Genomic DNA, 17667 nt, shown 5'->3' with positions numbered 1-17667 from the left:
GCGCTGACACGGGGCGAGAGAGCGAGTTCGGTGCAATCGGAGGGCGACGGCGAACTGGGGAGGACTGGGCCGCCCGTCGGTGACCCTCTTTCTTACCGAGGGGGCGATCGTCTGCCGGGCCGCAGGCGTGCCAGCCGGTACTCGCCCGATCGGGACACTCGGCCCCCGAGATGCACTCCAGTCGGCTCTCCACCGGAGATCATTGCGGCATGGGCATCCTCCTCGCACTAGGCCGAACCGTTCTCTGGGCGAGGATCACGGCGAGCCTGCTTGTCCTCCTCGGCATGGTGAACGTCGGAGCGGGCGTGGCGCATCTCGCGAGCGACCCTGCACCTGCCGCGTGGGTGACCCTGATTCAGGGCCTTGTGGTCGGCGCGTGGGGTGGGTGGGGCTTCAGCCGGCTACCGACGCTGAAGAACATGGAGTCCTTCGTCGAGAAGCAGAAGACGTTGATCGACTGATCGATCCGCGACGATGGCGGCTCGATCGGCGGCCGAGGCGTCCTACTCGTCGAGGGCGAGCTCCTGCGGGAGCTCCAGCTCCTTCGAGGACAGCTCCTCGACGTTGACGTCCTTGAAGGTGAGCACGCGGACCGACTTCACGAAGCGGTCGGAGCGGTAGACGTCCCAGACCCACACGTCGTGCATGGTCAGCTCGAAGTAGAAGTCGTGCTCGGTGTCGCGGCGGACCAGCTCGACCTCGTTGGCGAGGTAGAAGCGGCGCTCCGTCTCCACGACGTACTTGAACTGGCCGACGATGTCCCGGTACTCGCGGTACAGCGCCAGCTCGACCTCGCGGTCGTAGTCCTCGAACTCGTCCTCATCCATCGGCTTCATCCTACGTCCGCGGGCGCACCCACGACCGGGGTCGCGGGTGACGACCCTGCTGCGCCGCGGATCCCAGACCAAATCAAGGAGATCTCGCTGCCCGCGAGCTTGCTCATGAGGAAGCAGACCGCTTTCGGCCTGAATGTCCTTGATTTGGTCAGGAGACGGGGGAACCGAGGTCCGCGTCGTCGAGCTCGTCCGAGTCCGCGAGGTCGTCGTCCTCGTAGCCGGCGTCCTCGTCCGCGTCCTCGGGGTCGCTCAGGGTGTCGCCGGGGTGCTGCCCGGACTCGTCCTCCAGGTCGAACAGCGAGGGCGTGCGCAGCCAGGTGTGCCGGTGCAGGTCCGAGGCGCCGAACTCGTCGATGGCCGCCCAGTGGGCGCTCGACCCGTAGCCCTTGTTGCTGACCCAGCCGTAGTGCGGGTGATCGTCGTGATGCCCGATCATCAGGTTGTCCCGCTGCACCTTGGCGAGCACCGAGGCGCCCGAGACGGAGGCGCACGTCATGTCGGCCTTGATCCGCGTCGTGATGCGCGGCCGCTCTGCGATCCCGGCCCGGACGAGGCCGGCCGTGAGGTAGTCGTGCTTGCCGTCGAGGATCAGGACGGCCTCCTCCGAGCAGGGGAAGCCCTGCTCCAGCAGCCGGAGCAGGGCCCGCGCGCCGGCGAGCCCCAGCGCGGCCGTGAGGCCGTACGCGTCGATTTCCTCGTTGCTCGCCATGCCGACCGCGGAGTGCACCGCCCACCGGCTCACCTGGGGCGACAGCTCGACACGGCGCTTTTCCGGCAGCAGCTTCGAGTCCTTGAGGCCGCGCGGGATGCGGCGGGCGAGGTCGACGACGCAGAGCCCCACGGCGACCGGGCCGGCGATGGCGCCGCGACCCACCTCGTCGCAGCCGATGACCCAGCGCGCGCCCTCCGCGGCGAGGGCCTACTCGCGGCGGAGGTTCGGCACGGTCGAGGTCTTCGGCCGGGCGGCCGCCGTGCGTTCAGCCACTGGCGTCCTCCACCCCGCGGAAGGTGTCCGGGTAGTCGTCCAGCATCGTCCAGCGGCCGAGGGGCCAGCTGATCACGACCGCGCGGCCGACCACATTCGAGAGCGGGACGAAGCCGTTGCCCGGCTTGTCGGTGTTGTAGCGCGAGTCGCGGGAGTTGTACCGGTTGTCGCCCATGACCCACAGGTAGCCGTCCGGCACCTTCACGTCGAAGTCGAGATCGCTGACCTTCGAGATGCCGCTCGGCAGCTTGATGTAGGGCTCCGACAGCGGGATGCCGTTCACCGACATCTGCCCCAGGGCGTTGCAACAGGACACCTCGTCGCCGGGGAGACCGATCACGCGCTTGATCAGGTGGTCGTTGCTGTCCGGCGCGGACAGTCCGACGACGGAGAGGAGCCAGTCGAGGGCGGCGACGAGCGGGGGCTGCTCGACCGGCGTCTGAGGCGGCAGCCATCCGCCCGGGTCCCGGAACACGACGACGTCGCCGTGCGCGAGGGGAAGAGCGACGGCTCGAGCTGGTTCACGATGATGCGGTCGTTGACCTCGAGCGTGTCCTCCATGGACGCGGACGGGATGTAGAACGACCGGATCAGGAACGTCTTGATGAGGAACGAGACGAGGATCGCGACGACGAGGATGACCAGCACGTCCCGGAGGAAGAGCACCGCGCTGCGGTTGCGGCGGCCCTTCTGCCGGGCCTCGCGGCGGGTCTCCTGCTGGCCGGGATCCGGCACCGCAGGAGCGGCACTCTCAGACAAATCGCCCCGCCCATCTCGCGCCGACCGGGGCTGCCGGCCGAACAAAGAACCCCCGCGACAGTGTATGTCGCGGGGGTTCGGATGCGTTGCTCAGGCGTCGCGCTTCTCGCGGATCTTCGCCTTCTTGCCGCGGAGACCGCGGAGGTAGTAGAGCTTCGCGCGACGCACGTCGCCGCGGGTCACGACCTCGATGTGGTCGAGGACCGGCGAGTGCACCGGGAAGGTGCGCTCCACGCCCACCTGGAAGCTGATCTTGCGGACCGTGAAGGTCTCGCGGACGCCCTGGCCCTGGCGCGCGATGACGACGCCCTGGAAGACCTGGACGCGGCTGCGGTTGCCCTCGACGATGTTGACGTGCACCTTGACGGTGTCGCCGGGACGGAAGTCGGGGACGTCGGAGCGCAGCGACGCTGCGTCGACCTGGTCGAGGAGGTTGGTCATGGGAATGTCACTTCCTGCAGCCGCCACAGGTCGACTGCTCGTCGTCGGCCGGCACACGGAGGCGCTCGACCGGAAGATGTCAGAGAGAAGGCCGCGGAAGAAGCTGATTCCCCTGCGGCAGAACCGGCCGCGGCACGATCCTCAATTGTGTCACAGCGCGGAGCGGTCCTGCAACGCGACCGATTCGGCCGCACACGCACGCGCAACGCGCACGGGGAGGATGCCAGTCGGCCCTCCGTCCGCCCCGAACGGCAACGGAAGTGACGCCTCGGGCGGTCTAGCGGGGCGGATCCGACGGGCGGATCACGAGGTACTCGCCGGCGTCCAGCGGGGCGGGCTTGGCCGGCGGCGTGCCGTAGGGCACCGCGCCGCGCTGGATGTTCTCGAACACCCGGCGGACGCGCTTCCGCGTCTCCTGCACCAGCTGCCAGGTGACGCTCGCGAACGCCGCGATGCCGAGCGCGACCGAGAGGGCCGCGAAGGCGCCTGTGGCGGGGCCGAAGAACCCCGCGGCGATCACGGCGAGGTGCCAGGCGCCCGCGACAGCCACGTCCAGCCACGACGCCGTCCGCGTCGTCCGAGCCGACTTGCGCGCGTAGCTCACCCCCGCGACGCCGAGCAGCGCGAGGACGAGGAACGGGGCCGCGATGGCGACGCTGACGAACTCCCCGGCGCGGCCCCACACCGTCCAGCCCACCAGGATCCAGACGGGCAGGACGACCACCGCTGCGAACTGCCAGTAGAAGAAGGCCTTGCGCACCAACATGGCAGGAGCCTAGAGCCGCTGTCCGGGAGCGACCAGGGTGTTCGCGATGAGCGTTGCGCGGGCCGCTGCCCGGTCCCCCGGCCGGAAGGAGAACGGCACGCCGGGCGTTAGGGTCGGACAGGTGAAGGAGGCAGGAGAGCCATGATCGAGCTGAGGACCCCCGCGGAGATCGAGGCGATGCGGCCCGCCGGCGTGTTCGTGGCGAGCGTGCTCGAGCGCCTCCGCGACGAGATCAAGGTCGGCGTCAACCTGCTCGAGCTCGACGCCATCGCGCACCGCATGATCAAGGAGCGCGGCGCCGAGAGCTGCTACATCGACTACCACCCCTCCTTCGGCGCGATGCCCTTCGGCAAGGTGCTCTGCACGTCGGTCAACGACGCGGTGCTGCACGGCCTCCCCCACGACTATGCGATCCGGGACGGCGATGTCGTGAGCGTCGACTTCGCCGCGTCGGTCGACGGCTGGGTCACCGACTCCGCTCTCACGGTCGTCGCGGGCACCCCGATGGAGCCGGACCTCCGGCTCATCGCCACCACCGAGCGCGCGCTCGAGGCGGCGATCGCCCAGGCCGTCCCGGGCAACAAGCTCGGCGACATCTCCGCCGCCATCGGAGCGGTGTGCGAGGGCGCCGGCTACTCCGTCAACCTCGACTTCGGTGGCCACGGCGTCGGCCACACCATGCACGGCGACCCGCACGTCCCCAACAACGGGCGCGCCGGCCGCGGCCTCAAGCTGCGGGCGGGCCTCGTGCTCGCGATCGAGCCGTGGCTGCTCGCGACGACCGACCAGCTCTACACCGACGAGGACGGCTGGACCCTGCGCAGCGCGGACGGCTCGCGCGGCGCGCACAGCGAGCACACCGTCGCGATCACCGACGACGGGCCCATCGTCCTCACTCAGCGCTCGCGCTGAACCCGCCCGTCCTCTCGCTCGGCAGGCACTTTCCGCCTTCAGCAGGTCGAAAGCGGCGGATCCCGCCTGCCGAAGGCGGTTTCTGCCTGCTGAGCGAGAGGAGCCGGGTCAGGACTCGGGCAGGAGGTCGGGGCGGACCCGGCGGGTGCGCTCCTCCTGCTGCGCGCGGCGCCAGCGGGCGATCTCGCCGTGGTTGCCGCTCAGCAGGACATCCGGGACGGAGAGCCCGCGCCAGGTGGCGGGCTTCGTGTAGCTCGGGTACTCGAGGAGGCCGTCGGTGTGGCTCTCCTCGGTGAGGCTGGCCGGGTTGCCGATGACGCCGGGCACGAGCCGGGCGACCGCCTCGATGATCGCGAGGGCCGCCACCTCTCCCCGTTCAGCACGTAGTCACCGAGGCTCAGCTCGCGCACGCGCGCCCGGCCGGCGGCGTGCTCCACGACGCGCTGGTCGATGCCCTCGTAGCGTCCGCAGGCGAAGACGAGGTGCTGCTCCTGGGCCAGCTCCTCCGCGATCCGCTGCGTGAAGCGCTCGCCCGCGGGGGTCGGCACCAGGAGGACGGCGTCATCGCCGGCGGGCAGCACGGCGTCGAGTGCCTCTCCCCAGGGCTCCGGGCGCATGACCATGCCGGCGCCGCCGCCGTACGGGGTGTCGTCGACCGTGCGGTGCCGGTCGTGCGTGAAGTCGCGCAGGTCGTGGGCGCGGACGTCCAGGATGCCCTGCACGCGGGCCTTGCCGAGCAGGGAGACGTCGAGGACGTCGAAGTACCCCGGGAAGATCGTGACGATGTCGATGCGCACGGGCACCCGATCAGGCGGTGGGAGCAGACGCCGCGGTCGCTGACTCGCTGGCCGACTCGACCGGGGCAGCGTCGTCGCCGGGGTCCGCGGTGGGCGCCGCGTCCGGCGCGGCTGTGCTCTTCGCGGCCTTCGCGGGCTTCTTGGCCTTGGCGGGCCGCTTCGCCTTGGCAGGCGCTTCCGACGTGGCGTCCTCGCCGGGTGCTGCCGCAGCGTCCTCGGCATGTGCGGTCCCGCCCGATGCGACGGACGCCTCAGCTGCGGCGTCGCCGACGCCGGACTCTGCTGCAGGCGCACCCTGAGCGGCGTCAGCGGCGTCAGCGGCGGTGCCCTCGGCAGCGCCGGCGTCCGCAGCCTCCGCGTCCGCGGCGGTCCGGCGACGTCCGGCGCCTGTCCCCTCGTCCTCGTCCGGCAGGTCCTCGAAGAGCCCCGCCGGTGGGGTCACGGTCACGACGCCCTTCTCGGTGTCGACCGAGGGCACGATCGCCTTGACGAAGGGAACGAGCACCTCGCGCTCGCCGGCCTGGACCACGAGCAGGTCCTGCGCCGGGAAGTGGTCGACCCGCGCGATCGCGCCGACGGGCTCACCGTCGCGGACGACCGTGAGCCCCACCAGCTGGTGGTCGTACCAGGCGTCCTCCTCGGGCGCCTCGTCCGGCGACTGGTCGATCCACAGGATCGCCTTGACGAGGCTCTCGGCGCCCTCGCGGTCGGTCACGCCCTCGAAGAACCCCACCGGCTGGCCGTTGTACCAGCGCAGCTCGGCCAGGGCGAGGCGCTTCCCGTGCCACGGGGAGGACGTGGGCACCTGCAGCGAGAACTCGGAGCCGGGCTGGAAGCGCTTGTCCGGGTCGTCGGTGAACAGCTCGAGCTTCAGCCCGCCCTTCAGGCCGTGCGCCTTCGTCAGGCGCCCGACCCTCAGCTGCGTCTGAGCGGACGGACCGCTCGGCTGCTTCTTCGGCACGACCGACCTATTCGTCGGTGTCGACGACGTCGACGCGCACGCGCCGTCCGTCGGCAAGCGCCGTCACCAGGGTGCGCAGCGCCTTCGCGGTGCGGCCCGAGCGGCCGATCACCCGGCCCAGGTCGTCCGGGTGCACGCGCACCTCGAGCAGGTCGCCACGCGGCGTCGACCGCTCCGCGACCTTGACCTGGTCCGGATTGTCGACGATCCCCTTGACGAGATGCTCGAGCGCGTCAGCGAGCACGGACTACGCGTCGCTCTCGGTGGCGGCGGGCTCGGCGGCCTCCGTCGTCTCGGCGGCGGCCGGGGCCTTGGCCTCGGACTTCGGCCGGAGGACGGCCTTCTTCTTCTCGTCGACGACGAAGGGGGCCTTGGGCTCCTTGACGCGGACGGTGCTCACGGCGTCCTTGTCGCCCTTGAACTTGCCCCAGTCACCGGTGAGCTTGAGCAGCGCGGCGACCTGCTCGGTCGGCTGCGCGCCGACGCCGAGCCAGTACTGGGCCCGCTCGGAGTCCACCTGGATGAGCGACGGCTCCTCCGTGGGGTGGTACTTGCCGATCTCCTCGATCACGCGGCCGTCGCGCTTGGTGCGCGAGTCGGCGACGACGATTCGGTAGTAGGGCGCGCGGATCTTGCCGAGGCGCTTGAGACGGATCTTGACAGCCACAATTCTCCTGTGTGCGTGTGTAAAGGTGAGAAACTGCGCCGGACGCGTGGGGGCACACTCGGCGGAAGCTCGATGGGGAGTGAGGACGCCTGATAGAGGGTCGGGCGTCGCGGACTCGACTGATAATTCTGACAGATCGCGGGAGGAACGGCGAATCCCGCTATCGGGCCGCGGCGCGCCGCCGGGTCAGGGCGACGCCGCCCAGGCAGAGGACGCCGCCCACGATGGCGAGCGGCCCCGGAACCTCGCCGAACGCCACGAGCGCCAGGAGGATCGCGATCGGCGGCACGAGGTACGTCGTGAGGCCCAGGCGTGCGGCCGGCATGCGCTGCAGCGCGTACGCCCACGTGCTGAACGCGAGAGCAGTCGGCACCAGCCCGAGGTAGATCGCCCCGACGATCGCGGAGGCCGGAGCACGGGACACATCGGCGACGAGAGCGGGCGTGAAGGGGAGGCACACGACCGCACCGATCGCCGCGCCGAGGAAGGTGACCTGGGCGGCCGGGATGCGGCGCAGCAGCGGCTTCTGGAAGAGCACTCCCCCGGTGTAGACGACCGCGGCGAGCAGCGCGGCGATCACCCCGACGGTGTTGTCGAGGCCGTGCGTCCCGCTCTGCACCCCGATGAGCAGGACGCCGGCGAAGGACACGGCGGCGCCGATCACGACCCAGCGGTGCAGCGCCTCGCCCAGGAAGAGGGCGGCGCCGAGCGCCAGCAGGATCGGGCCGATGTTGACGACCATGGACGCCGTGCCGGCATCCAGCGTCTGCTCGGAGAAGTTGAGGCACAGGTTGTAGAAGCCGAACCACAGCACGCCGAAGCCGATGAGGAACAGCCACTCGCGCCGGGTGGGACGGACCCAGGGCGGCGCAGCTGGAAGAGCCCGAGGGCGAGGGTGCCGACGAGCAGGCGGGCGAGGGCCAGGGAGCCCGGCGAGAGCGAGTCGCCGACGCCGCGGATGACGACGAAGGCGCTCGCCCAGGACAGCAGCGTCACACCGATCGCGAGCGGGATCGCGAACGCGCGTCCGGGCGCAGCGAGGTCGACGGGAGGAGCGGCCGAGGGCGGTGTGGACGTCACTCGTCCACGCTAGTTCGCCCCTCCGACACCGCACTCGCGGCGATCGGACACGGCATCGTGTCGACGGTGGCTGGCAGGAACGCGGCGGAGGTTCCTCCTTGCTGCCGCGGGTGCCTCGGGGCGGCTTCCGGGGGAGGACTTCCGCCGGCCGGCCGCGTTTCTCGACGTTCCGCGAGGGGCCGATGACGGGTGTCGTGACAGGATGACGCCGTGGCCATCGAATTCGCCCGTTCAGCGCGATCCGATCTCGGCGTCGAGTGGGAGCTCGCGCTCGTCGACCATGCCAGCGGCGATCTCGCCCCCGCGGCGCCTGAGATCCTCTCCACGCTCGACCTGACCGACGACGAGGGCTTCTCCCGCATCACGGCCGAGCTGCTGACCAACACGGTCGAGGTCGTGTCCGGAGTGCACAAGACGGTGCTCGGCGCCGTGGGCGACCTGGAGGAGACAATCGCCCAGGTCCGGGATGCGGCCGAGCCGCTCGGCGTCGATCTCATGTGCGCGGGGACCCATCCCTTCGCCCAATGGACGCAGCAGCGCGTGACGGACAAGGAGCGCTACGCGACCCTCATCGACCGCACGCAGTGGTGGGGACGGCAGATGCTCATCTGGGGCGTCCACATGCACGTGGGGATCGACGATCAGGCCAAGGTCCTGCCGATCCTCGCGGGGCTCCTCCCCTACTACCCGCACCTGCAGGCGCTGTCGGCCTCCAGCCCGTTCTGGAGCGGCGAGGCCACCGGGTACGCGTCCAACCGGGCCCTGATGTTCCAGCAGCTGCCGACCGCCGGGCTCCCGCCGCACCTCACCGAGTGGAGCGAGTACGAGTCTCTGGTCGCCGACCTCACGCACGTGGGCGTGATCGACCACTTCGACGAGATCCGGTGGGACATCCGGCCGTCCCCGCGCTGGGGGACCATCGAGGTGCGCGCCTGCGACGGGCTGTCGACGGTGTCCGAGGTGCGCGCGATGACGGCCCTCGTGCAGTGCCTCGTCGAGGACCTGTCGTCCATGCTCGACCGGGGCATCGAGCCGCCGAGCATGCAGCCCTGGTTCGTCAAGGAGAACAAGTGGCGCGCCGCCCGGTACGGGATGGAGACGATCCTCATCCAGAACGCGGCAGGCGACGAGCGGCTCGTCCGCGACGACACGCGCGACCTGATCACGCGCCTCGAGCCGGTCGCCGAGCGGCTCGGCTGCCTGGACGAGCTGCACGAGCTCGACGTCATCCTGGACCGGGGCGCGAGCTACGAGCGCCAGCTCACGACGTCCGCGCGGAACGGCGGAAGCCTGAAGGCGGTCGTCGCCGCTCTGGTCGCAGAGCTCCGCGACGGGCTGCCGCGCGCCTGAGTTCGGCCTGCCGGCGTCACCGGGGCGCTCCTCGCGCTTCTCGCGCTGACTGTCCGGAGCTGCTGACCGACTCACGGAGATTCGGGCCGTGGCGAGCGTCCGGATGCCGAAGCAGGACACTCCTTGCGGGAACCTCCGTGATTCGGTCAGCGCCGACCTGCGGAGGTCGCCCGGCTCAGGCGTTGGCGGCGTCGCGCCAGGCCAGCAGCCGGCGCACGGGCGCCATGTCGTAGTCCGGACCGCTCAGGCCGACAGTGAACAGCCGGACGCCGAGCGCGTGCTGCGCCTCGAGGAGGCCCTCGGAGAAGTCGAGCTCGACGCCGGTCGAGATCTCGATCTCGCGGACGTCGCGGCCCACCGCATCCGCGTGCCCCGCCAGGATGCCGAGCTTGCGCTCGAGCGTCTCGGTGTTGGAGAAGCTGTGCCAGATGGAGGCGTGCTCGGCGACGATGCGGAGGGTCTTCTTCTCGCCGCCGCCGCCGATGAGGATCGGGATGTCGCGGACCGGAGCCGGGTTCAGCTTCGTCCAGCGGTCCCGGATGATCGGCAGGTCCCGGGCGAGCGCGTCGAGGCGCTGCCCGGCGGTGCCGAACTCGTAGCCGTACTCGTCGTAGTCGCGCTGGAACCAGCCGGAGCCGGTGCCGAAGATGAGACGGCCGCCGCTGATGTGGTCGATCGTCCGGGCGATGTCGGCCTGGAGGTTCGGGTTGCGGTACGTGTTGCAGTTGACGAGCGGTCCGAGCTCGATCCGCGAGGTCTGCTCGGCCCACGCCGCGAGGAGCGACCAGGCCTCGAAGTGGAGGCCGTCCGGCTCGCCGTGCAGCGGGAAGAAGTGGTCCCAGTTGAAGAGCACGTCGACGCCGAGGTCCTCGACCTCCTGCACGGCCTCGCGGATCTTCGGGTAGAGCGCGTGCTGCGGCGCGATCTGCACGCCGACTCGGACGGGGAGGGAGGTGGCGGCGAACGCGTCGATACTCATCCCGTCCAGTATCGCCGCTGCAGAATGCGCCTCCGGACACGCGCCCCCTTGGGCCCCGTAGCGTAGGACGGGTGATCCCTCCCGTCGTGTCCCCCTCCTGGCTCGCCGAACACCGCTCCGAAGTCGTCCTCGCCGACGTCCGCTGGTACCTCGACGGCCGGTCGAGCCGGGGTGCATACGACGCCGGGCATATTCCGGGCGCGGTCTTCGTCGAGCTCGAGGAGCGGCTCAGCGGGCCATCCTCGGACGCTGCGGGCCGGCATCCGCTTCCGGATCCGATCGACTTCGCGGACGGCATGGCGGCCCTCGGCATCGGGGACGGCGACGTCGTCATCGCCTACGACGACGAGGGCGGGGTCATCGCGGCTCGGCTCGTGTGGATGCTGCGAGCGCTCGGCCACGAGGCCGCCTTCCTCGACGGAGGCATCCAGTCCTACCCGGGAGCGCTCGAGCCGGACCCCGTCCGCCGTCCTGCGGCGACCTTCACCGCCGCCCCGTGGCCGCGCGAGCACATCGCTCAGCTGGAGGAGCTGCGGGCGACCGAAGAGCAGCCGGGCGTCGAGGACGTCGTGATCGACGCGCGGAACGGGGACCGCTACCGCGGCGAGAACGAGCCCGTCGATCCGCGGGCCGGTCACATCCCCGGCGCGGTCAGCGTCCCGTGCCGCGAGAACCTGGACGAGCACGGCCGCCTGCTCCCCCGCGAGGTGCTGCGCGAGCGGTTCGAGCGCGTCGGCGTGCGTGAGGGCACGCCGGTGATCTCCTACTGCGGCTCCGGCGTCACCGCCACCCACAACCTGCTGACCCTCGAGTACGCCGGGTTCGGCCCGGGGCGCCTCTACCCGGGTTCCTGGTCCCAGTACAGCCGCACCGAGCTCCCGATCGAGACGGGGACGCCTTAGCGCCGTCCCCGTCTCGCAGGCGAGCCTAGGCCGGGATGTCGCCGTACTCGGCGGTCGCGACGAGGGTGCCGCGGCCCAGCGCGTGGAAGCCGGCGTTGAAGCCGAGGATGGCCGGCGTCGCCTCGGGGTCGAGGTCGAGCGTCGTGTCGAGGGCCCACACCACGAAGAAGTAGCGGTGACGCCCCGTTCCGTCCGGCGGCGTCGGGCCGCTGTACTGCGCGAGCCGCATCTCGTTCTTGAGCGTGCGGGCCCCCGCGGGGAGGTCCCCACCCGCGGCGCCCGCGTTCTGTGCGAGCTCGGTGACGCCGGCGGGGATGTTGTAGACGGCCCAGTGCCAGAAGCCGGAGGCGGTGGGCGCATCCGGGTCGTAGACGGTCACGGCGAAGCTCTTGGTGCCCTCGGGAGCGCCGCTCCAGGACAGCTGCGGGGACACGTCGTCGCCGCCACCGCTGTCGCCCCAGTGCGGGGCCGGCACGAGCTCGCCGTGGCTGACGTCGGTGCTCGTCACCTCGAACGAGGGGACGGAGTTGAAGATGGCGTACGGGTCGTGCTCGCTCACAGGGGCTCCTTCGGTCTGGTGTCGTCAGCCTACGATCCATTCGCCTGAATGCATCCGGGGAGCCGGTCCGCGCGGATCAGGAGATCGCCCTCGACACGCCGCTGAAGTTCCTGGAGGGCGTGCGAGAACGGCCGAGTGTCCTGATCCGCGAAGCGTTTTCCTGATCCGCGCAGGTGGACAGGACGGAGGACCGGGAGGGGACGAGGGCGCCGTCCGCCTACGTCCGCGGGCCCGTCAGCGGCCGAGGAGCTTCTGCAGCGCCGCGAGGTCCTCTTCGCTCGGCGCGTCGGCCCCGCGTGCGGCGCCGCCCAGGCCGAAGCCCGACCCGTTGCCCGACGCGGGCGCCGCGGCGGACGCCGCGAATGCCGCGTTCTCGGCGGCACGCTTGGCGGGGTTGCCGGACCGGGACCCCGACTGCTTCTTCTTCTGCGGCTTGCCGCGGTAGCTCGCGCCCGGGACGGGCCCCATGCCGGGCACCTGCGGGACGCCGCCCTTGGCGACCGTCTTCATCATCTTCGCGGCCTGCTCGAAGCGCTGGACGAGCTGGTTCACGTCCGTCACGGTCATGCCGGAGCCCCGCGCGATGCGAAGGCGGCGCGAGCCGTTGAGAATTTTGGGGTTCAGCCGCTCGGCGCGCGTCATCGACTGGATGATCGCCTCGGTGCGGACGATGTCGCGCTCGTCGAAGTTGTCGAGCTGCTCGCGCATGCCCTTGGCGCCCGGCAGCATCCCGATCATCTTCTTGATCGAGCCCATATTGCGCAACTGCTGCATCTGCTTGAGGAAGTCCTCGAGCGTGAAGCTGTCGGTCGCGAACTTCTCCGCGACCTTGCGGGCCTCCTCCTCGTCGAAGGCCGACTGGGCCTGCTCGATGAGGGTGAGGATGTCGCCGAGGTCGAGGATGCGGCTCGCCATGCGGTCGGGGTAGAAGGGCTCGAAGTCCTCGAGCCGCTCGCCCGTCGAGGCGAAGAGGATCGGCCGTCCGGTCACGGAGGCGACGGACAGGGCCGCACCGCCGCGGGCGTCGCCGTCGAGCTTGGTGAGGACCACGCCGGTGAAGTCGACGCCGTCCTGGAAGGCGCGAGCCGTGGTGACGGCGTCCTGGCCGATCATCGCGTCGATGACGAACAGGACCTCGTCCGGGTCGGTGGCCTTCCGGATGTCCGCGGCCTGCTTCATCATGTCCGCGTCGACGCCCAGGCGGCCCGCAGTGTCGATGACGACCACGTCGTACTGCTTGTCCGTCGCGAAGCGCATCGAGTCCTTGGCGACCCGCACCGGGTTGCCCACGCCGTTGCCGGGCTCGGGCGCGAACACGGCGGCGCCGGCCTGCTCGCCCACGACCTGGAGCTGGGTGACGGCGTTCGGGCGCTGGAGGTCGGCGGCGACGAGCAGCGGGCGGTGGCCCTCCTTGACGAGCCAGCGCGCGAGCTTGCCGGCCAGGGTGGTCTTTCCTGCGCCCTGGAGGCCGGCGAGCATGATCACGGTCGGCGGGCGCTTGGCGAACTCGAGGCGGCGCTGCTGGCCGCCGAGGATGCCGACGAGCTCCTCGTTGACGATCTGGACGACCTGCTGGGCCGGGTTGAGCGCCTGGCTGGCGGACGCCTCGAGGGCGCGCTCGCGGATGCGGCCGGTGAACTGCTTGACCACGTCGAGGTTGACGTCCGCCTCGAGCAGGGCGCGCCGGATCTCGCGCACCGTGGAGTCGACGTCCGCGGGGCTGAGCCGCCCCTTGTTGCGGAGGTTCGCGAGAGCCTGAGTGAGCCGGTCGGAGAGGGAACCGAAGGTCGCCATAAGGCCGACAGTCTACCCGCCGCCGCCCCGCCCCCGGGTCGACCCCTGGTACGTTCCGGCCCGGAATGTACGTTGCGCCTTACCTTTCGAGCCGGAACGTACTCGGCAGGAGGGCTAGCGTGAGCGGGTGCGCGAGGTGCAGCTGGGCAGGAGCGGCATCGCCGTCACCGAGTTCTTCTTCGGGGCGGGCGGGATCGGCGGCATCGGCGCCTCCGTCGCCACGCGCGGCAAGGGCCTCACCCTCAAGCAGGGTCTCGAGCGCCTCGACGAGGCGTGGGAGCTCGGCATCCGCGTGATCGACACCGCGAACACGTACGGCGGCGGCGCGAGCGAGGAGGCGGTCGGCCGCTGGCTCGGCGAGCGCGAGCCGGAGGATGCCCTCGTCGCCACCAAGGTCGGCGGCCGCGCAGAGCCCGGCCAGGACCGGATGGACCTCTCCGGAGGGCACATCGCCCGGCAGCTGGCGGCCAGCATCCGGCGCCTCGGCCGCGTCGACCTCTACCTGAGCAACGGTCCGGACCCGTCCACTCCCGTGGCCGAGACGCTCGCCGCCTTCGCGGCGGCGCTCGAGGAGGGCACCATCCGCGCGTACGGCTGCAGCAACGTGACGCCCGGGCAGCTGGAGGAGCTGCTGAGCGTCGCCGATGCGGAGGGCCTCCCCGTCCCGAGTGGGTGCAGAACTCGTTCAGCCTCCTCGTCCGAGCGGACGAGCGGGACCTGCTGCCGCTGGCCTCCGCCGAGGGGCTCGGCTACACGCCGTACTCCCCGCTGGCCGGTGGCATCCTCTCGGATCGGTACCTCGGCGGCGCGGAGGTGCACCCGAACAGCCGCATCGGCCTGGCCGGCGCCATCTACGCGGACGTGTTCACGCCAGGCGCGCTGGAGCGCGTCGAGCGGCTCGCGCGCCTCGCCCGGGACTTCGAGGTCAGCACGGCCGGGCTCGCCCTGGCCTGGCTCCGCGCGCACCCTCTCGTGACCGCCCCGATCGTCTCTCCGCGGAGCGCCCACCAATGGGACGCCGTCCACGAGGCGCTCGGGCTCGACCTGTCCGAGGAGGACCGGTCCGTCGTCGAGGACGCGTTCGCCTGACCGCACCACTGGGGACTCTCCGCAGCGGTCTCCGGTGCGGACAGTCCGGAGTGATGCGGATGCCGGCGGCAGCCGTGTCGCAGCTCGGCGCTAGCGTGGGCGCATGCCGACTGTGCTGCCCTTCGACGGTGTCCACCCCACGATCGCGGAGGACGCGTTCGTCGCGCCGACCGCGACGCTCATCGGCCGGGTGACTCTCGCCGCCACCTCGAGCGTGTTCTTCGGCGCCGTGCTGCGCGCGGACCGGGACGCGATCGAGCTCGGCGAGCGCAGCAACCTCCAGGACAACGTGGTGGTGCACGGCGATCCCGGCCTTCCCGTGCGGATCGGCAGCGGCGTGAGCGTCGGGCACGGCGCGGTCGTGCACGGCTGCACCGTCGAGGACGACTGCCTGATCGGGATGGGCGCGACCGTGCTCAACCGGGCGGTCGTGGGCGCGGGCTCGCTCGTGGCGGCCGGCGCGGTGGTCCTGGAGGACACCGTCATCCCTCCGGGCTCCCTTGTGGCCGGGGTGCCGGCCAAGGTGCGCCGCGAGCTCACCGACGAGGAGCGCGAGGGGATCCGCCGCAACGCGGACACCTACGTCGCGCTGAGCCGCATGTATCTGGAGGCGTGAGGATGCGGCACGGCATCGTCCTCCTCCCCCAGCAGCCGTGGCGGGAGGCCCGCCGACTGTGGAGCAGCGCGGAGGGGCTCGGCTTCGACTCCGCCTGGACCTACGACCACCTGTCCTGGCGCAGCCTCGCCGACGAGCCGTGGGGAGCGACGATCCCCACCCTGGTCGCGGCCGCCACGGTGACGACGGACATCCGCCTCGGCACGTTCGTCGCCTCCCCCAACTTCCGCCACCCCGTCACGTTCGCGAAAGATGTGGCGACGCTCGACGACATCTCGGGCGGCCGCGTGCAGCTCGGCCTCGGCTCCGGCGGCACCGGCTTCGACGCGACCGTGCTCGATCAGCGGATGCTGACGCCGGGCGAGCGGCACCGGCGGTTCGTCGAGTTCGCGGACGGCCTCGACGCCCTCCTCCGCTTCGAGCCGCCCGGGTCGGATGGGATCTCCTTCAAGGGCGAGTGGTTCACAGCGAACAAGGCCCGCATGGTCGGCACTCCGGCCCAGTCCCCGCGCGTGCCGCTCCTGATCGCCGCCGACGGTCCGAAGGGCATCCGCTACGCGGCGGAACGCGGCGACGGCTGGATCACGCTCGGCGGCCGGTCGCGCGACGAGAGCTCCCGGGACGGCTGGTGGCGCGGAGTCGCCGAGGCGGTGGAGCTCTCCCGCGACGCCGAGGAAGCCGCCGGACGGCCGCTGCAGCGCTACCTCAACCTGGACTCCGGCGCCCAGTTCGCCCTGGAGAGCGTCGACGCCTACCAGGACGCGGAGGGACGCGCCGCCGAGCTGGGGTTCGACGAGGTCATCGTGCACTGGCCCCGCCGGGAGGGCGTGTACGCCGGCGACGAGGAAGTCCTGTTCGAGGTCGCCTCTCGCTTCTGATCCGGCACGCTGCCCCGTTCCCTGACCAAGTCACGAAGATCCGCCCCGCATCGGCCCTGGATCTGGGAGAACCGGCTCACGAGTGACTGATTCTCCGTGATCCGGTCAGCTCGGCCCTGACGCGGTCCCGACCGAGCACCGGCGGTATTTCAGGTCCTGACCGAATCAAGGAGATTCGAGCGTCCACGGCCCCGAAACCGCATGGAGCGCCTCGTCAGCGGCCGATTCTCCGTGATTCGGTCAGCTGCCCCGCGAGACGGCCGCCGATTCTCCGTGATTCGATCAGCCGACCCGAGCGCAAGCCGCGGTCAGACCCCGACCAGGTTCTGGGCGAACACGTGCGGGGTGAAGCCGGTGAGATCGCCGATGCCCTCGCCCTGGCCGATGAGCTTGATCGGCAGCCCGGTGCGCTCCTGGACCGCGAGCACGAAGCCGCCCTTGGCGGAGCCGTCCAGCTTGGTGAGCACGAGGCCCGTGACGCCCGCGGACTCGAGGAACGCCTCCGCCTGCATCAGACCGTTCTGGCCGGTGGTCGCGTCGAGGACGAGCAGCACCTCCGCGATGGGCGCCTGCTTCTCGATGACGCGCGTGATCTTCGTCATCTCGTCCATGAGCCCGGCCTTGGTGTGCAGCCGGCCGGCCGTGTCGATGATGACGATCTCGGTGCCGTTGCGCTTGGCCTGCTCGATGGTCTGGAAGGCGACGGACGCCGGGTCCTGGCCGGGATGCTGCGGCCGGACGATGTCGGCGCCGGCACGCTCGGCCCAGGTGGCGAGCTGCTCGACGGCCGCGGCGCGGAAGGTGTCCGCCGCGCCCACCACCACGGTGCGGCCGAAGTTGCGCACGAACTTGGCGAACTTCCCGATCGTGGTGGTCTTGCCGACCCCGTTCACGCCCACAACGAGCACGACGGCGGGGCGCTCGGTGAGGCGGAGCGTGGGGTCGAACTTGGACAGGCGCTCCTCGATGGTCTCCCGCAGCATCCGCTGCAGGTCCCGGGGTCGGTGGTCCGGTACCGATCGACCTTCTCCCGGAGGTCCGCGATGGTCTCGTCGGTGACGGTCGGCCCGAAGTCAGCGCCGATGAGGGCGGCCTCGAGGTCCTCCCAGGTGTCCTCGTCGATGGTCCGCTTCGCTCCGCCGAACATGCCGCGGAGGCGGCCGGCCAGCGACCAGGGGGTGCGATCTGCCACGGCGAAAGCCTATCCGCGGCGAGGGCCGCCCCTCTGCAGTCCCGAAGCAGGCAGGCCACCCCTGTCCCCGCCCCCGAGCCCGCGGATAGCCTCGGGGAGACACG

Annotated in this window: 17 protein-coding genes and 5 pseudogenes; 8 read left to right on the top strand and 14 right to left on the bottom strand. The window is 71.1% G+C overall.

What is annotated here, in order from left to right:
* Positions 1–209 precede the first annotated feature (209 nt).
* Positions 210–461: a hypothetical protein gene (locus tag QUE51_RS10950; protein ID WP_286276439.1), complete on the top strand. Its 252-nt coding sequence runs from the start codon at positions 210–212 to the stop codon at positions 459–461.
* Between the two features lie 42 nt (positions 462–503).
* On the opposite strand, the gene QUE51_RS10945 is transcribed toward QUE51_RS10950, so the two are convergent.
* From QUE51_RS10945 to QUE51_RS10925, 5 genes and pseudogenes are all read right to left on the bottom strand, one after another.
* Positions 504–827 (bottom strand): DUF2469 domain-containing protein, encoded by a 324-nt coding sequence (locus QUE51_RS10945; RefSeq protein ID WP_286276438.1) that lies wholly within the window; start codon positions 825–827, stop codon positions 504–506.
* A gap of 157 nt (positions 828–984) precedes the next feature.
* Positions 985–1725: a ribonuclease HII gene (gene rnhB, locus QUE51_RS10940; protein WP_286279357.1), complete on the bottom strand. Its 741-nt coding sequence runs from the start codon at positions 1723–1725 to the stop codon at positions 985–987.
* 88 nt (positions 1726–1813) lie between these two features.
* Positions 1814–2580, bottom strand: a pseudogene (lepB, locus tag QUE51_RS10935) (signal peptidase I).
* Between the two features lie 90 nt (positions 2581–2670).
* The gene (gene rplS / locus QUE51_RS10930) at positions 2671–3021 is read right to left on the bottom strand and encodes a 50S ribosomal protein L19 (protein ID WP_286276437.1); all 351 of its coding nucleotides are present in this window, start codon (positions 3019–3021) and stop codon (positions 2671–2673) included.
* A gap of 277 nt (positions 3022–3298) precedes the next feature.
* Positions 3299–3787, bottom strand: a complete 489-nt coding sequence (locus QUE51_RS10925; protein ID WP_286276436.1) for a hypothetical protein — start codon at positions 3785–3787, stop codon at positions 3299–3301.
* A gap of 141 nt (positions 3788–3928) precedes the next feature.
* Between QUE51_RS10925 and map the strand changes: the two genes are divergently transcribed.
* On the top strand, positions 3929–4699 hold the full coding sequence (gene map, locus QUE51_RS10920) for a type I methionyl aminopeptidase (RefSeq protein ID WP_286276434.1): 771 nt from the start codon (positions 3929–3931) through the stop codon (positions 4697–4699).
* Between the two features lie 108 nt (positions 4700–4807).
* Here map and trmD read toward each other — a convergent pair.
* The 5 genes and pseudogenes from trmD to QUE51_RS10895 form a co-directional block, all read right to left on the bottom strand.
* Positions 4808–5496 (bottom strand): annotated as a pseudogene (gene trmD / locus QUE51_RS10915) (tRNA (guanosine(37)-N1)-methyltransferase TrmD).
* Positions 5497–5836: 340 nt separating this feature from the next.
* Positions 5837–6457, bottom strand: a pseudogene (rimM, locus tag QUE51_RS10910) (ribosome maturation factor RimM); the annotation flags it as partial.
* A 7-nt stretch (positions 6458–6464) separates the two neighbouring features.
* A complete protein-coding gene (locus QUE51_RS10905; RefSeq protein ID WP_286276433.1) occupies positions 6465–6701 on the bottom strand; it encodes an RNA-binding protein in 237 nt (78 codons plus the stop codon).
* 3 nt (positions 6702–6704) lie between these two features.
* Entirely contained in the window at positions 6705–7124 is a 420-nt protein-coding gene (gene rpsP, locus QUE51_RS10900) for a 30S ribosomal protein S16 (protein WP_286276432.1), read from the bottom strand.
* Positions 7125–7284: 160 nt separating this feature from the next.
* A complete protein-coding gene (locus tag QUE51_RS10895) occupies positions 7285–7938 on the bottom strand; it encodes a DMT family transporter (protein ID WP_286276430.1) in 654 nt (217 codons plus the stop codon).
* A 476-nt stretch (positions 7939–8414) separates the two neighbouring features.
* Here QUE51_RS10895 and QUE51_RS10890 point away from each other — a divergent pair, with 476 nt between their 5' ends.
* Positions 8415–9554 (top strand): glutamate--cysteine ligase, encoded by a 1140-nt coding sequence (locus tag QUE51_RS10890; RefSeq protein ID WP_286276429.1) that lies wholly within the window; start codon positions 8415–8417, stop codon positions 9552–9554.
* 175 nt (positions 9555–9729) lie between these two features.
* On the opposite strand, the gene QUE51_RS10885 is transcribed toward QUE51_RS10890, so the two are convergent.
* Positions 9730–10533, bottom strand: coding sequence for an LLM class F420-dependent oxidoreductase (locus tag QUE51_RS10885; protein ID WP_286276427.1), 804 nt, complete (start codon positions 10531–10533; stop codon positions 9730–9732).
* A 71-nt stretch (positions 10534–10604) separates the two neighbouring features.
* On the opposite strand from QUE51_RS10885, the gene QUE51_RS10880 reads away from it, so the two are divergent.
* Entirely contained in the window at positions 10605–11435 is an 831-nt protein-coding gene (locus QUE51_RS10880; RefSeq protein WP_350226644.1) for a sulfurtransferase, read from the top strand.
* A 25-nt stretch (positions 11436–11460) separates the two neighbouring features.
* Here QUE51_RS10880 and QUE51_RS10875 read toward each other — a convergent pair whose 3' ends face one another.
* Together QUE51_RS10875 and ffh are read right to left on the bottom strand one after the other, a co-directional pair.
* A complete protein-coding gene (locus QUE51_RS10875) occupies positions 11461–11994 on the bottom strand; it encodes a YbhB/YbcL family Raf kinase inhibitor-like protein (protein ID WP_286276425.1) in 534 nt (177 codons plus the stop codon).
* 234 nt (positions 11995–12228) lie between these two features.
* The gene (gene ffh / locus QUE51_RS10870; protein ID WP_286276423.1) at positions 12229–13788 is read right to left on the bottom strand and encodes a signal recognition particle protein; all 1560 of its coding nucleotides are present in this window, start codon (positions 13786–13788) and stop codon (positions 12229–12231) included.
* 127 nt (positions 13789–13915) lie between these two features.
* On the opposite strand from ffh, the pseudogene QUE51_RS10865 reads away from it, so the two are divergent.
* From QUE51_RS10865 to QUE51_RS10850, 4 genes and pseudogenes are all read left to right on the top strand, one after another.
* Positions 13916–14407, top strand: a pseudogene (locus tag QUE51_RS10865) (aldo/keto reductase); the annotation flags it as partial.
* A gap of 53 nt (positions 14408–14460) precedes the next feature.
* Complete coding sequence (locus tag QUE51_RS10860) at positions 14461–14877, top strand: aldo/keto reductase (protein ID WP_286276422.1); 417 nt, start codon at positions 14461–14463, stop codon at positions 14875–14877.
* 103 nt (positions 14878–14980) lie between these two features.
* Positions 14981–15493, top strand: coding sequence for a gamma carbonic anhydrase family protein (locus QUE51_RS10855; RefSeq protein WP_286276421.1), 513 nt, complete (start codon positions 14981–14983; stop codon positions 15491–15493).
* A 2-nt stretch (positions 15494–15495) separates the two neighbouring features.
* On the top strand, positions 15496–16371 hold the full coding sequence (locus QUE51_RS10850) for an LLM class flavin-dependent oxidoreductase (protein ID WP_286276420.1): 876 nt from the start codon (positions 15496–15498) through the stop codon (positions 16369–16371).
* Between the two features lie 308 nt (positions 16372–16679).
* On the opposite strand, the pseudogene ftsY reads toward QUE51_RS10850, so the two are convergent.
* Positions 16680–17563 (bottom strand): annotated as a pseudogene (gene ftsY / locus QUE51_RS10845) (signal recognition particle-docking protein FtsY).
* Positions 17564–17667 lie beyond the last annotated feature (104 nt).

This window comes from Naasia aerilata (genome assembly GCF_030296595.1).
GTDB lineage: Bacteria > Actinomycetota > Actinomycetes > Actinomycetales > Microbacteriaceae > Naasia > Naasia aerilata.
The sequence above is the reverse complement of the archived record's forward strand: the minus strand, read 5'-3'. Positions and strand labels throughout refer to the sequence as shown.